Source organism: Ehrlichia canis str. Jake, from assembly GCF_000012565.1.
In the GTDB taxonomy this organism is placed as follows: domain Bacteria; phylum Pseudomonadota; class Alphaproteobacteria; order Rickettsiales; family Anaplasmataceae; genus Ehrlichia; species Ehrlichia canis.
This window is the reverse complement of record NC_007354.1, coordinates 306,392-322,111: the sequence shown is the minus strand read 5'-3', so window position 1 is coordinate 322,111 and position 15,720 is coordinate 306,392. Positions and strand designations below refer to the sequence as shown.

Below are 15,720 nucleotides of genomic sequence, written 5' to 3'. Positions count from 1 at the left end.
ATTTATAAACTTTTTCTTAGTTGACATATAACAATATCATGTTACATTCACATAACTGTAGGTTTTACTACTTAAATCTTAACCTTTTTAAAATTTGGAGCTAATTAGCAATGAGTAATTCACCGCTTTTACCTGTTTATTCACCATCTAGTGTTACTTTTTCACACGGAAAAGGTGTGTATTTATATGGTTATGATGGAAGAAAATACCTAGATTTTCATGCAGGAATAGCTACTAGCTCTTTAGGACATGCTCACCCAGTACTAGTAAATGCACTAAAAACACAAGGTGAAAAGCTATGGCATTTATCAAATTTACATACAATACCAGAAGCCATAAAGTTGGCACAAAAGCTGGTGGATATTAGTTTTGCTGATAAAGTATTCTTCAATAACTCAGGGGCAGAATCTGTAGATTGCTGCATTAAAATAGCAAGATCATATCAATGTGGGAAAGGTAATAATCAGCGTTATAGGTTTATTACGATGAAGGGATCTTTCCATGGAAGAACATATGCAGCGTGCTCAGCAAACGAACCAAGTAAGTTTTCCCCACTACTTAAACCATATGTTGAATGGTTTGATAGCGTAAATCCTGATATTACATCTATAAAAAACGCAATCAATGAACATACAGGAGCTATATTATTAGAACCCATTCAAGGTGAAGGAGGAATAAATGTACTTGACAGTTCTTTTCTAAAAGAGTTACGTGCAATTTGTGACCAAAATGATATATTACTAATTTTTGATTGTGTACAATGCGGTGCTGGAAGAACAGGAAAGTTCTTTGCATACGAACATGTTGGGGTCACTCCAGATATATGTTGTATTGCAAAAGGATTAGGTGGAGGATTCCCTATATCAGCATCCCTATCAACTAACAATGCTGCTCAATTCATGAGTGTTGGTATGCATGGCTCTACTTTTGGAGGAAATCCTCTAGCAACTACCATTGGCATGGTTGTAGTTGAAGAAATTTTAAAAGATGGTTTTTTAGAAAATGTCACTAAAAACGGCCATTATCTATACAAAAAATTAAAAGATTTAGCTAATAAATTTCCAATAATTGAGCAAGTAAAAGGTAAAGGGCTCATGATAGGAATGAAATTCAACACCAATGTTAATGCCAGAGAGTTAATGTATGAATTAATAGACTATGGATTACTTACTAGCACCGCTAGTGGTAATGTTATCAGAGTTATACCTCCTTTAATAATTAACCAACAAGAACTTGACGAAGGTGTTGCTATACTAGAAGGTTATTTAAAAAGTAAATATAGTTAATAAAAAATTAGCTTGATTCTTAACAACTGACATGTTATTATTCAAGCAGGTTTTTTATGCAGCGCTTACAGTTACTCAACATAAAGTTATTGCTTCACCTGTTTTTAATCAATGGGTATATCTATGGTATTACAAAACGACAACATTACTGATGATACACAGAATAATAAAGATGAAGTGCACGATACACAACAATCTACAGAAATAGTCAAAGAATCCTCTGTGGTCACATCAGAAACACAGCCAACACATGATAAAAAATTAGATAAAATAGACTTTAACACATTGTTTTTAGCAATCTCTTTTGCTGGGCTATTAATAGAAGCTGCATCTGCTATATTTAATTTAGTTTCAACCTATGTTTATGTACCCGAACGTATTAAGCACATAGTAGCTACTGCATTTTATGCCATATCTATAATTGTTTCATTATCCATGATGGCAAGTTCAATACTTGCAATCAAGCAGTCGTTAAACAGTAAGAAAAAGCTTCAAGAAACATCAACAGGTCCAAACAAGGAAGCAGAAAGAAGCATAAATGAAGGGTTGTTAGGATATGATAAATTAAAACAAAAACAAGCTAATATTCAAATTTCCGAAAATACTATAACTATTATCTCAGAAATCTTATGGATAATAGTTTCTGCTGCATCATTAGTAATGATTACTGTAGGTACTGGTACTCCAGCGCTTGAACTTGCAAGTTTATGTCTTGCAGTTATTGCACCTTTTTTAGCTTTTATTTCTTGCGCTTTAAGATTATCAGATGCAAATATATCAAGAAAAACAGCTACTTCTAACAAAGAAAAAAGACACGCTAGTAATTTCACAGTTTTATGCACTATTATTTTACTATTTGAAGCAATCCATTGCGGTTGCCATGTAGCTGAAGCAGTTATGCTTGGTGGAAAGATGCAAAATATCTATGATTTTCAAGATGCTATTGTACTTGGCCTAGAGCTGGCAGCAGTAGTTATGTTTATTGCAGCATTTTTTATAGAAAAGTACCTTGACAAAAAAGCTGAAAAATCTGATCCTCAAGCTACCCCTAGTAGCCTACTAGATGATAAAGCTATAGATAGAATGTTCCGTGAAGCTCAAATATCTTAAATTTAAACACGTGTCACAACCTAACAAATGTTATAATAAAGCAGCATTTGAATGTTAATTAGTTATCCGAGTACTTCTTACTTTCTAATAGACTACAAATAGCTTAATAATAAAATGATCCGTTATTACTCTCTATTTTCAAACAAAAAAACCATATAACAAAAATTATATATATCATGTAGTTATTCATACTATCATTAATTTTTACATTTGAAATCCATCTTCAATATTTACAAAACAAAAATTTGTAATTTCGACTTTCTTAACATATTTTAAATCTCATACAACTTATATTAACTACACTTTTATCATTACAGCAGATGTTTGACCAATTCTTATATTATTTTATTAAGTAGTTACTCTACAATTAAACAAATACCATAACTATTTTATATTCTATATATCTAAAAGCTATGGTTTTGGCTTTCTAACACATAAAGCTTTTACAACACATGTTTATTATACTTTTACTATAAAGCATGATATAAAGCTAGAATATTCTTTGACATTAAGTTAGTAAATTTTATAACAGTAAAGCGACAAACTAGTTAGTACATGAGTTATACAATAATGTTTGATCGTTATTCAATCAGCTTATATCATTTATTTACTATGAAACTTCATATATATTTACCAATAAACTGAACATTATTTAATAACATAACATTGATCTAATGATTCAATAATATTAAGTAACAGATCATTATTAACATATTTATAAATTACTCAACAATACTTAATGATTATTACAGCATCTTACAAATGCATTTACTATAAAATCTTATGATAATGCTTATAATAAGCTAAGCATTCCATAGTAAAATAACACTTCCTAAATAGCCCAATAACAAATCAAAGTATTAAAAATACTTCTGAATTATATAATAACATTTGATTATGATTCACAATAGCTTACACACACTCACTCTATATGTACTTACTCTAAAACTTCACACAATGTTTAAACAAGTTAAGTACTACCTAATAACATAACACTTTCTAAATAGTTAAATAATATAAATAACAAATCAAAGTATTAAAAATACTTCTGAATTATATAATAACATTTGATTACGATTCACAATAGCTTACACACATTCACTTTATTATGTACTTACTCTAAAACTTCACACAATGTTTAAACAAGTTAAGTATTACCTAGTAACATAACACTTTCTAAATAGTTAAATAATATAAAATAACAAATCAAAGTATTAAAAATACTTCTGAATTATATAATACATTTGATTATGATTCACAATAGCTTACCACATTCACTTTATTATGTACTTACTCTAAAACTTCACACAATGTTTAAACAAGCTAAGTATTACCTAGTAACATAACACTTTCTAAATAGTTAATAATATAAAATAACAAATCAAAGTATTAAAAATACTTCTGAATTATATAATAACATTTGATTATGATTCACAATAGCTTACACACATTCACTCTATTATGTACTTACTACTCCAAAGCTTTACTACAATAAACTGAACTCTATATAATAGCTCTATAATTGCAGATATTTTTATATCACAAAATTATTCAAGCAGTATTTCTCTTTTACCAGTATTTGCAATACCAATCACACCATCTCTTTCCATACGTTCTACTAAATTTGCAGCTCTGTTAAAGCCTATTCTTAGTTGCCTTTGTATATAACTAACAGATGTTCTTCTATCCCTCATTACTATCGACACTGCTTGTTGATATAACTCATCATCCCGTTCAGGTAAATTATCATCTATGCAATAATCATAATCTTGCTGAACTTGAGTGATACCTTCTATATATTCAGGAGTTCCCTGAGACTTTAAATACTCAACTATATCCTGTACTTCATTATCACTTACAAAAGCTCCATGAACACGTATTACTCTACCACCAGATACCATATATAGCATATCTCCCATACCAAGCAACTGTTCTGCTCCTTGCTCACCAAGAATAGTTCTACTATCTATCTTTGATGTTACAGCAAAACTAATTCTCGTTGGAAAATTTGCTTTTATTACACCTGTGATTACATCAACAGAAGGACGCTGAGTCGCCATAATTATATGAATACCAGCAGCTCTTGCCATTTGAGATAATCTTTGTATTGAAGATTCAATCTCTTTTCCAGCAACAAGCATTAAATCTGCCATTTCATCTACTATAACTACTATATAAGGAAAAATTCGAGGCTCTATTACCACTTTTTCAAAAATTGCTTCCCCTGTTTCTTTATCAAATCCAGTCTGTAATATCTTTTCTAAAGTCCTATTTTCACTAATTGCTTCTTTAATTTTATCATTATAACCAACAACATTACGTGCTCCAACATCAGACATGAGGCGATATCTATTTTCCATTTCACTGACCACCCATTTCAAAGCAGCAACAGCTTTTCTAGATTCAGTTACTACCGGAGTTAACAAATGCGGTATAGAATTGTAAACAGATAACTCCAAAACCTTAGGATCGATCATAATCATTTTACATTGATCTGGAGTCAAACTATAAATCAAAGATAAAATCATAGTATTAATCGCTACAGATTTCCCGGAACCTGTAGTACCAGCAATAAGCAGATGCGGCATTTTAACTAGATCAGCTATTACTACTTCTCCATCTATACCTTTTCCTAAAGCTATAGGTAACTTAAGCTTAGAATCTCTATACTGCGCACTTTCAAATAAATCACGCAACATTACTATTTCCCTGTAGTGATTAGGTAATTCTATTCCCATAACATTCCTACCTGGAATAACCGATATACGAGCTGACAATGCACTCATAGAACGAGCAATATCATCGGACAATCCTATGACCCTGGATGACTTAGTACCAGCAGATGGTTCAAACTCATATAATGTTACCACAGGACCATACCTAATATTAACTATTTTTCCATGTATGGAAAAATCCTTAAGTACCTTATCAAGCAAACTAGCAACATTATCATCCGGATGAAATTTTCTTTGATTTATTGGATTAGGTTTAGATAAATAATCAACACTAGGTAAAATAAATTCTTTACTCTTTTTTTTTTCTCTAATTATCTGAGTACTCATAGGAGGATTTATCTCCTGAAGCTTCACTGGAAAACTCATTTGAGGTGTACTATCAACTACCCTTTCTTCATCATACTCATCTTCAATGTAATCATCTTCTTTCTCATCATCATTATCACCTTCATATTCATCATAACTATCTTCTTCTTCCTCTTCATCATCATATTGAGCATCATCAACTTCCGGATGATTTTCTTCATTATGATCTTCTTCATTTTCCTCTTCAGCATGAAAATCCAATTCTTCTTCATCTGCAAAATCGAATTCTTCTACCAATTCTTCAACTGATTCACTTACTGATTCTCGAATTGATCCTTCCATTAACTCTTCTGTCAACTCCCTTGTAAATCCTTCATCAAACCCTTCTGTAAACTTATCGGCAAATTCGTCTGTTAAATCGTCTTCTAACTCTTCTTCTTCATTTAATGAATCTTCCTCAGCATTATAAAATTCCTGAACTTGCCCTACATTTTCAGGTACTTCTTTTTTTATAATAGAGTTATTAACATTATTTACGTGATTTATTATTCTACTAGGTATATTCAACAACAGGTCATAAAAATATAGAATTTTTTGCCAACCAACAACACCAACAATACCTATTGCTATTATAGGTAGCAAAACAATTATTGGACAACTTTGAAAATAAATACCTAAAACACCACCATAATGATATTTATACATAACTTTAAAAGAAGATACTAACCCGCTTACACCAATCACAGTAATTAAATTACTAATCAAGTACAGAACAAGGTTTCGCTTAACACAATAGAAAACACTAACAACATAAAAAATCATTAAAGGAATGAGTATAAAACTCGCTACTCCAAATATTTGTATCAAAATGTCAGCTACATGAGACCCAACAACTCCACCCCAGTTTTTCACAGGAGCATCAGTTGCTATATTGAAAGATAAATCATCATAGTGATAAGTAAAAATTGATAAAGAAACAAATGCTGTAATAAAAGACAATAAAGATATTTTTAAATAGAAAAATGTTTTATTTAGTATAGATTTCATACTCACAACTATCTTACCCAAAATAGTAACGCAAAGCATATCTCACAAAATTAATAAATATCAACAATATAAGAGGAGAAAGATCAAAATTATACGAAACAGTAAAAGGAAAAATCTTTCTTACAAAATTCAAAGCAGGAGACATCAATTTAGACAATAACAAAAAGACATTACTAACAATTTCATTATATCTATTCACAATATTCAAAAATATCAGCCAGCTTAGTATTATCCATAGCACCAAAGAGAAATTATAAATACTTAATAATGTATCAAGTAAATATACTAAAGGATGCATAAAATAATAGTTCTCTTAATATAAAACTTTGAGTGTACAATACACTAAAACTATAGTCAATCAAAAGAGAAAAATTCAACTTGAAAAACTCAATAGTATTATTTATTATATAAAGTTTACTTTAATATTTGATCCTCGATGGGTTTGTTATTAACTTCAATACTTAGTATACTTATACTATTAATTTTATCTGCATTCTTCTCTGCTGCAGAAACAAGTATTACTTCAATCAGTAGCTCACTTGTACATAGGTTAATGCTACAGGGTAACAAACGAGCCAAAATAATCAACACATTAAGTCAAAAGAAAAAGATCGTCATTAATACTGTATTGATAGGTAACACTATTATAAATATCACTGCCTCTTCTATTGCAACAGCAATTTTTATTGAAATCTTAGGTCCGCAAGGAATATTATTTTCCACTGTTATCATGACATTTTTTATATTAATATTTTCCGAAGCATTACCAAAAAGTTACGCAATACTTAATCCAGAAAAGATAGCTTTACTTATATCATGCCCACTATCATTTTGTGTATTAGTTCTATCACCAATAACACTATCAATACAATACATGATAGACTTTATCTTAAAAATTTTAGGTATGCATAAGGATAAAGAAATCATTTCAGCAGCAGAAGCTATGAGAGATTTAATATCATTACACGATAGTAAAGGAACTATGCTTAAACAAGATTTAGATATGTTAAGCAGCATATTAGACTTAGCAGAAACAGAGATTTCACAAGTAATGACACACAGAAAAAATATATTAGCTTTTAATATAGACACAAATATAAATGATCTAATAAAAAAAATACTAGCAAGCTCTCATAGCAGAATACCATTATGGAAAAACCAAGAAGATCAAATCATAGGAGTAGTACATGTCAAGGATGTAATAACACTAATACGAGAAAAAGGTAAAAGCATCACTCAAGAAGATATACACAGAATAATGACAAAACCATGGTTTGTTCCAGATACAACCTTATTAAGTGTTCAACTGCATAACTTTTTAAAAAATAGGAAGCATCTTGCTTTAGTCATAGATGAATACGGAGCCCTACAAGGAATAGTAACACTAGAAGATGTTATTGAAGAAATAGTAGGAGATATTACAGATGAACATGATATAACAACAGAAGCTCCAATAAAACAAATCTCTGAAAACATATATCATATTAATGGGTTCACTTCCATTAGAGATATCAATAGACAATTACGTTGGAATTTACCTGATGAAGAAGCATCAACATTAGCAGGAGCAATTGTATATGAAGTTGAACGTATACCTGAAGAAGGAGAAGAGTTTCTACTATATGGGTTAGCATTTAAAATACTCAAGAAGAGTGGTCATACAATCTCCAGCATTCAAGTTGACATATCCCCAACATCAATTGAAAAACACAAAGAAGAATAAACAAAGCCCATATCCATTAACAATGATACTTTATGTTATAACACTACAACATATTCATAATTAAATATAATTTTGTTCAAAACATTTAAGCATATCTTATATTTAGTAAATGAGCACAAGTAACAAGCAGATAATCTTAAAATACCACATTACATAAATTTTAAATTTAGTACATAAGTATTGTAATCATTAAATAAATTTGTATAGTCAACAACATAAAACTTACAAAAGATAAATAGTAAGCATTTCAAAATATCATTAAATATATACTATATTCTAAAGTTTTAACATTAGACAAATTAGCATAGTGTAATATTACACAAACTTCTCACAAAAATAATCTTACGGATGTATTTCATTTAAACCCACAAGCATCTATATAAATAGGGTAATGGCAACATCATATAAATTTTATGTACAAAATCTTACACTTTTAAAATTACATTATATCCACACACTTTAAAATCAGTATCAAAGCATTGTAAATATTAGAAAATTGTATACAAAAGTAATATAAACAACCATAGAATATAAAAAATGTTAAATCAAAATATCATAATGACATAAAAATACTGAACCAATAAGCATTAAGAATTACAAACAGTATCTCAAGCCACTAGCATTATGATTATACCATTTTTAAACAGTAACCATAGCATACATAAATTAATATACTCACCATTAACATAGTAATTTCTAATCACTATAACAATAGAATATCTATTTACTAACAAGCATATCTACATTAACAATCATAATTGACATACCAAAGAGATAAGAAAAAAGTTTCTATGAGAAACCAAAACAATTGTCAGTATGTTAACTATGAACATGTATTAGTTGAGATTAAAGAAACAAAAAGAATATGTATGCAAAATGGTTGGCCTATTATAGATGTTACACAAAAATCTGTTGAAGAAATAGCTGCAACAATTATTCAGTATTTTAACAAAATGCAACATTAATAATAAATATTTTATTTATATCAACTTGCATAAGAACATCATTATAGTAATGCTTTTTCTAGTCTATCAACAATAAATTTTCTATAATAGCTTTCCATAATTTTCTGTAATGATTATACATGTAACATTAAGCGCAATAATATTGCAACTTTATATAAGATAGTAGTGAATGACATTATATTTTTATTATAGTAATAACTTGATGTATCATGTTACTCAATATAATTTATTGTTATAGAATACGTTGATATATAAGTGATGTTTAATTATTGTGATACATGATGTGACGTAGAGTTGGCATATAGATTTTATGTTTGAGTGCAATGAAATATATATCATAGGTAAGGACGATTTAGTACAGTATAGTCATACTTCACAATTGAAAAACCTTGATGATATCATTAAAAGTGTGAGTTTATTGTACTCTATAAAGAAGAAAAGTATATATGCCATTGATGTTACAGATAGAAGTAACAATAAATGCTTGGACTATTATTTTAATGGGCAGGAAGGATTATGGATTTCATATAAGAGTGAACCATATAATGATAATGCAAAGTTTTTACTTGAATATAAAAAGGCATGTACATTAGAAAGTAAATGCTTAAATCCTTTGGATTTTCAAAAAGATACTCTAGTTATAGCTAGGGCTTGTACTAATCAATCTGTTGAAAGCACTAGTTTTTTAGATGAGAAATGTTTTCCAAATATTATGATTGATAAGGATACTCGATTTGAAAAAAATTTCCCTGCTATAATCGATCCCATAAGGTTTTATCAAATAGTACCAGATTTGTATTGGTTAAGGTATGTGATTAATTTAGGAGTGAAAGTAGTACAGTTAAGAATTAAAGATAAACCTATAGAAAATATAGAAAATCAAATAAAAGAAGGTGTGTGTCTTGCAAATCAAAGTAATATAAAGTTATTTATTAATGATTATTGGCAACTTGCAATAAAATATAAAGCTTATGGTGTGCATTTGGGTCAGAAAGATCTAAAAGATGCAAATTTTAATGAAATATTTAATGCAGGATTAAGGTTAGGTATTAGTACTCATTGTTATCATGAATTAGCGATAGCTAGATATCTACGTCCCTCATATATTGCATTTGGACCTATTTTCACAACTACATTAAAGAATATGGATTTTATGCCACAAGGTGTTGATTTACTAAGTTATTGGGTAAAAAACTTACGTTCTAGTATTATAGCTATTGGTGGGATTAATCTGTTAAATGTTGATTCAGTAATAAAAACTGGAGTAAATGGTGTAGCTGTTGTATCTGCAGTTCTGAGTAATAACAACCCAGCTGAGGCTACGTATGAGTTTATACAAAAATGTGGGTCTATATATTAGTTATCAATGCAAGTACATCAACTCAAACATAAATCTATATGCCAATTCTACGTCACATCATGTATCACAATAATTAAACATCACTTATATATCAACGTATTCTATAACAATAAATTATATTGAGTAACATGATACATCAAGTTATTACTATAATAAAAATATAATGTCATTCACTACTATCTTATATAAAATTAAAATATCATTCCACTTAATGTTACATGTATAATCATTACAGAAAATTATGGAAAGCTATTATAGAAAATTTATTGTTGATAGACTAGAAGAAGCATTACTATAATTATGTTCTTATGCAAGTTGATATAAATAAAATATTTATTATTAATGTTGCATTTTGTTAAAATACTGAATAATTGTTGCAGCTATTTCTTCAACAGATTTTTGTGTAACATCTATAATAGGCCAACCATTTTGCATACATATTCTTTTTGTTTCTTTAATCTCAACTAATACATGTTCATAGTCAACATACTGACAATTGTTTTGGTTTCTCATAGAAACTAACCTTGTTTTTCTTATCTCTATTAATCTATCAATATCAATAGTTAAACCAACAATAAGTTTATTTTTCATACTTGATAAATCTACAGACAAGTTAATAGAATTTACTAATGGTATATTCACTACCCTATATCCACGATAAGCTAAGTATATACTAGTAGGAGATTTTGAAGTCCTAGAGACACCTAAGATAATTATATCAGCTTTATCTATATCCCAAAGATTCTGCCCATCATCATGTGCAATTGTATAGTTGATTGCATCTATACGCGTGAAATATTCATCATCTAATCCCATACCAGTATTAACATATGGATCTTTTTTAACATGTAAATAACAGGAAAGTTCTCTAATAACACGTGATAATACAGGAATACAGGGTATTTCTTGCACCTCAGCTTTTTGTTTTAAATATCTTCTTATGTCATCATCAAACATTGTATACATGATAAAATTATATTTATCATGCTCAATCAATGACATTATTTTGTCTATCTGCTCACAACTGTTAATGAATGACCACACAAACTCATTCACTTCGATAGATCTAAAGTGTTCCAATGCAGATTTAGCTACTGCAGCAACAGTTTCACATGTAGAATCAGAAATTAAATGCAAATTTAAAACAACAGAAGCGTTCATATAAAAAGATGATTAGTAGAATATAAAAGATTTATCCAAAAAAACTGCTCTTACTTAATTATATAGACAAAGTATAAAATAAGTAATTCTAAATTATAAACTTTTCATTAAAATATTACCTTATATATCTTTTAAATACTAAGCAACATTAATCATCAATGATGATGAATCTAGAGACTAATACCAGTATAAAATCAAATAATAAAGTTAACTAAAAGAACTTATAAAAAATACTGATAGTAAAAACATAACCTTACTTAATTAGCAATATTACCAACTAAATTTCCTTATTACTCAAACATTTTTAAACACTATAAAGAACAGCTCATGAAGCAATTGACTCATATGATTTTCAAAAAACCCAATAATATATTGATTGTCAAATTTATAAAAACCTACAAAAAACCTTTTCAGTAGGTTACACTAATTAGCAAGACCTCAGTATACTAGCTTTTTCACTATTAAAATGTTTTTAAAGACCATAGAAGACAGGAACCAAGTACAAACTAAGTAAAAAAACTTACACTTTTGCAACTTCTCTACAATTAAAGCATAAAACATTACCTCGTGTTACAGATTTCATTTCTTCTCGAGTAACATGAACATCACATGAAACACATTTCACACGGCCAGGAACTAAATTGTCATCAACTACAATCCTATCATCAAAAGTAAAACAATCACCTTCCCAAAGATTATTTGTATTTTTAGTACTTTTAAAATACTCTAATATTCCTCCTTTTAAATGATATACCTTATTAAATCCTAAATTCTTCATAAAAGCTGTAGATTTTTCACATCTAATACCACCTGTACAATACATTGCAATAATAGGATCTTGATTTACTTTATCAGATGCCCAAGAGACAGCCCACTCTGGAAAATCACGAAAACATTTCGTTTGAGGATTTATTGCATTTTTAAACTTTCCAAAATTAATTTCATAAGTATTCCTAGTATCTATAGTATAAACATCAGACCTAGAAATTAAATCATCCCAATTCTGTGGACTAACATATTCTCCACAGACAGAATTATCAAAATTTTCAATACCCAAACGGACCAGCTCATTCCTTAATTTAACTTTCATTTTAGAAAAAGGATTATGTGTAGAAAAACTCTCATGATGTTGAATGTCCTTTAATCTATTATCCAGATCTAGAAAAGAGAAAAACTGATTTAATGCACTCTGAGCACCTGCTATTGTAGCATTAATTCCTTGTTCAGCCAAAATTATAGTACCTTTTATATCATGTTGTACACAAAACTCTTTCAATACAGATTGAATATCATAATAATTAGACAAGTGTACAAAACGATAAAAAGTTGAAACAACATACCCCATATCAGGTTTCTCTTTAATACTCAAATATATTCTAATATATTTTATAAAGGTAACACTGTCAATTGAGCATAGCCAACTATAAACTCAATACAACATGATACAGCGCTATTTTCATTTTCTGATTAAAGCTAAGTATTTAATTAATACAAAACTAACATATATAAAATTTATACTAAAGATAAAGTATTACGGAATACCATACTAACACACAGTAAAATATGCATATTTTCTCACCTTATACAGTTATATCAAGCAATAGAACAATTTAATACATTATAACCCAGTATAAAATCGTCAATATTACAAGGATTTTTTCCTTCCATCTGTACTACAAGCGGCACTAAAACACCATCTTTACATTTAATATTCATATGAGAATCAATAACTGCACCAGGTTTTAAATCTTGCACACTGCTATCAGAATAATAACTAGTCTTTAATATTCTTAATCTTTTTCCATTAAATAACAAAAAAGCTCTAGGATATAAAGCTCTAACCTTTCTACATATAACATCAGCTGCTTCATTAAAGTCTATATGAAAATCTATTATTTTATGCGCATATGTCGCATCATCATTATTTTGTTTAATAGGAACTAAGTTATCGATGTTATCCAACACTTCAATTAACATTGAACTTCCCAAGTGAGCAAGTTTCTTACTCAAAGTATCAATATTATCTTGCTCATCTATAGGAATATCCCTTTGTAACAAAATATCCCCTTCATCTAATAGTTCATTCATTTGTATAATAGTAACTCCAGTCTTATCATCACCAGACAAAATTGCATAATGTATAGGTGCTGCACCACGCCATCTTGGTAATAGAGATGGGTGTATATTAATACATCCGTACTTAGGGATTGATAACACACCCTGCGGAATAATTAACCCATATGCAACAACCACAATAACATCAGGATTTAAAGATAAAATCTTCTCTTGTTCAGCATCATGTTTTAAAGATTTTGGGGTATTAACCTCTATATTATTTTGCTCTGCAATAATATGAACAGGTGTCTTAGTAAGTATTCTACCTCTTCTTCCAGCAGGCTTAGGAATCTTTGTATACACAGCAACAACTTCATGACTTTCATTCTCTAAAAGATAAGAAAGTGCTGACACAGAAAATTCAGGAGAACCCATAAATATTATCTTCATAGTAAAATATACTCAGTGATACACAGCATATTTATATCAAATATACATACAAAGCAAGCTAGACACTAATTTATTACTAGAATTTATAAAGAAAATTCATAAAACAGATTACCAACATAAATAATACTAAGATATGAAATTGTATAAGTTAACTCATGAGAAAGACATACGTTATAAGCTTTACGTTCTTAAAGAAAATTTATATAAACTTAGAACCAATTTCAAGAGAAGTACATAAAGTGGGGCCGGTAGGACTTGAACCTACGACCTGATCGTTATGAGCGACCCGCTGCTAACCAACTGAGCTACAGCCCCTAAACATAGCTGACAGATTTATTTACCATATACTACAGTAATTTACAATAAAAAGTTAATGTTATAATTATTAAAAATATAATTACCTATAGTATTTCACTTACTAATCACAACACAACCTATATAAAAGAGAAAATGTCTTATCACTCTACAAATTTATCAAAAACATCACAATTTATAAGGCATTTTCTCCAAATACTAGCAGACCTCACTTTACAATAAATACTTTCAACTTAACCATACAAAATTAAATATAATAAAACCACCTACTGAACCAGTATACAAATTATTGTCTCAAAATACACTACACTGTATTTAACATACCTACACGAAATACACATACTATCACAACACTACCAAAATAACATAACATCAAAATGCACATTGCATAACAAATAACACTTATAAATTCTCCCATTAACAATACATAATTGAAATCTGGTACCATACAGAATTCTTGTCTATATTGCATTTATATAAACCCATCTATCATTATTAACAGAGCTTAATGACATAAACTGAAATATTACATAACATGCCTTATATCGCATTCAACATACTATATTCAATACATTAAATTATCTACTAGTAACAAAACAATATAATAGCAAATGGTAGACACATCGTAACATTACACATAAACAATACTTAAAACTATATATTCTTTATTAACAGCACATCAACACATAACTTAATCTCATATAAAACACTTCTTTACTTATTAAACAACATATGCAAACATAAAATTGCTATTAATAGAGTTCATAACATAAACTGAATTACATCAAACATAACAATGTCTTATATCACATTCAATATATAAAACCACATCTATAACACATAACCGCTATCTACTTCTAGTGCTAGTAACTATCACAGCAGAGGTATAAGTGAAGAATGGCTTGCAAAATCTTTTTTATTACTAAAATGAATACCTAGATAATAATGCAAGCAACGCAACAGCTAATTCAGCACTTTTCTTAAATTTGTGGTAATGAGGGTATTGATTAGTTTTGTACATGGGAACAGACAATATATCTTCTAAAAATAATGTTGAAGGATCACTTCCCACACTCTATTTATTACAAGGTAATCATAAGATAATAAATACAGCCAATGCAATAGCTGCAATATATTTGCGATAAATTTTGGTATAACATAAGATTATAAACATATTCTTCAAAGTTATAACACAAGCTCATTGGTA

Annotated in this window: 11 protein-coding genes, 1 tRNA gene and 1 pseudogene; 6 read left to right on the top strand and 7 right to left on the bottom strand. The window is 29.0% G+C overall.

The genetic code is table 11. The features are described from left to right. The first annotated feature begins 110 nt into the window (after positions 1-110). Both ECAJ_RS01135 and ECAJ_RS01130 read left to right on the top strand, forming a co-directional pair. A complete protein-coding gene (locus tag ECAJ_RS01135; RefSeq protein ID WP_011304341.1) occupies positions 111-1,286 on the top strand; it encodes an aspartate aminotransferase family protein in 1,176 nt (391 codons plus the stop codon). Between the two features lie 123 nt (positions 1,287-1,409). Next, positions 1,410-2,396 (top strand): hypothetical protein, encoded by a 987-nt coding sequence (locus ECAJ_RS01130; RefSeq protein ID WP_011304340.1) that lies wholly within the window; start codon positions 1,410-1,412, stop codon positions 2,394-2,396. 1,547 nt (positions 2,397-3,943) lie between these two features. Here the strand turns inward: ECAJ_RS01130 and ECAJ_RS01125 are convergent. Next, positions 3,944-6,484 carry a DNA translocase FtsK gene (locus ECAJ_RS01125; protein ID WP_196792411.1) on the bottom strand — a complete coding sequence of 847 codons (2,541 nt, stop codon included), beginning with the start codon at positions 6,482-6,484 and terminating at the stop codon, positions 3,944-3,946. Between the two features lie 13 nt (positions 6,485-6,497). After that, entirely contained in the window at positions 6,498-6,782 is a 285-nt protein-coding gene (locus ECAJ_RS01120) for a YggT family protein (protein ID WP_011304338.1), read from the bottom strand. A gap of 138 nt (positions 6,783-6,920) precedes the next feature. Between ECAJ_RS01120 and ECAJ_RS01115 the strand changes: the two genes are divergently transcribed. The 3 genes and pseudogenes from ECAJ_RS01115 (at position 6,921) to thiE (ending at position 10,532) form a co-directional block, all read left to right on the top strand. Next, positions 6,921-8,207 carry an HlyC/CorC family transporter gene (locus ECAJ_RS01115; RefSeq protein ID WP_011304337.1) on the top strand — a complete coding sequence of 429 codons (1,287 nt, stop codon included), beginning with the start codon at positions 6,921-6,923 and terminating at the stop codon, positions 8,205-8,207. Between the two features lie 770 nt (positions 8,208-8,977). Next, positions 8,978-9,172 (top strand): annotated as a pseudogene (locus ECAJ_RS04915) (kinase/pyrophosphorylase); the annotation flags it as partial. A gap of 310 nt (positions 9,173-9,482) precedes the next feature. Beyond that, a complete protein-coding gene (gene thiE, locus ECAJ_RS01110; protein WP_011304336.1) occupies positions 9,483-10,532 on the top strand; it encodes a thiamine phosphate synthase in 1,050 nt (349 codons plus the stop codon). A gap of 339 nt (positions 10,533-10,871) precedes the next feature. On the opposite strand, the gene ECAJ_RS01105 is transcribed toward thiE, so the two are convergent. The 5 genes from ECAJ_RS01105 to ECAJ_RS05005 all read right to left on the bottom strand — a co-directional run bounded on the left by ECAJ_RS01105 (position 10,872) and on the right by ECAJ_RS05005 (position 14,985). Continuing rightward, positions 10,872-11,693, bottom strand: coding sequence for a pyruvate, water dikinase regulatory protein (locus ECAJ_RS01105; RefSeq protein ID WP_011304335.1), 822 nt, complete (start codon positions 11,691-11,693; stop codon positions 10,872-10,874). A gap of 520 nt (positions 11,694-12,213) precedes the next feature. Next, positions 12,214-13,038, bottom strand: coding sequence for a rhodanese-related sulfurtransferase (locus ECAJ_RS01100; protein ID WP_011304334.1), 825 nt, complete (start codon positions 13,036-13,038; stop codon positions 12,214-12,216). Between the two features lie 248 nt (positions 13,039-13,286). Further along, entirely contained in the window at positions 13,287-14,198 is a 912-nt protein-coding gene (gene fmt / locus ECAJ_RS01095; RefSeq protein WP_011304333.1) for a methionyl-tRNA formyltransferase, read from the bottom strand. 240 nt (positions 14,199-14,438) lie between these two features. Further along, positions 14,439-14,513 (bottom strand) — tRNA-Ile (locus tag ECAJ_RS01090). Between the two features lie 304 nt (positions 14,514-14,817). Beyond that, positions 14,818-14,985 carry a hypothetical protein gene (locus ECAJ_RS05005; protein ID WP_155799191.1) on the bottom strand — a complete coding sequence of 56 codons (168 nt, stop codon included), beginning with the start codon at positions 14,983-14,985 and terminating at the stop codon, positions 14,818-14,820. A 547-nt stretch (positions 14,986-15,532) separates the two neighbouring features. Here ECAJ_RS05005 and ECAJ_RS05105 point away from each other — a divergent pair. Beyond that, positions 15,533-15,658 (top strand): hypothetical protein, encoded by a 126-nt coding sequence (locus ECAJ_RS05105; RefSeq protein WP_267892281.1) that lies wholly within the window; start codon positions 15,533-15,535, stop codon positions 15,656-15,658. Positions 15,659-15,720: the final 62 nt, after the last annotated feature.

Excerpts from the sequence above, each read along its gene's own strand:
- ECAJ_RS01135 (WP_011304341.1), top strand. The coding sequence starts at position 111 with ATGAGTAATTCACCGCTTTTACCTGTTTATTCACCATCTAGTGTTACT.
- ECAJ_RS01130 (WP_011304340.1), top strand. The coding sequence starts at position 1,410 with ATGGTATTACAAAACGACAACATTACTGATGATACACAGAATAATAAA.
- ECAJ_RS01125 (WP_196792411.1), bottom strand. The coding sequence starts at position 6,484 with ATGAAATCTATACTAAATAAAACATTTTTCTATTTAAAAATATCTTTA.
- ECAJ_RS01120 (WP_011304338.1), bottom strand. The coding sequence starts at position 6,782 with ATGCATCCTTTAGTATATTTACTTGATACATTATTAAGTATTTATAAT.
- ECAJ_RS01115 (WP_011304337.1), top strand. The coding sequence starts at position 6,921 with ATGGGTTTGTTATTAACTTCAATACTTAGTATACTTATACTATTAATT.
- thiE (WP_011304336.1), top strand. The coding sequence starts at position 9,483 with ATGTTTGAGTGCAATGAAATATATATCATAGGTAAGGACGATTTAGTA.
- ECAJ_RS01105 (WP_011304335.1), bottom strand. The coding sequence starts at position 11,693 with ATGAACGCTTCTGTTGTTTTAAATTTGCATTTAATTTCTGATTCTACA.
- ECAJ_RS01100 (WP_011304334.1), bottom strand. The coding sequence starts at position 13,038 with ATGGGGTATGTTGTTTCAACTTTTTATCGTTTTGTACACTTGTCTAAT.
- fmt (WP_011304333.1), bottom strand. The coding sequence starts at position 14,198 with ATGAAGATAATATTTATGGGTTCTCCTGAATTTTCTGTGTCAGCACTT.
- ECAJ_RS05005 (WP_155799191.1), bottom strand. The coding sequence starts at position 14,985 with ATGCAATATAGACAAGAATTCTGTATGGTACCAGATTTCAATTATGTA.
- ECAJ_RS05105 (WP_267892281.1), top strand. The coding sequence starts at position 15,533 with ATGGGAACAGACAATATATCTTCTAAAAATAATGTTGAAGGATCACTT.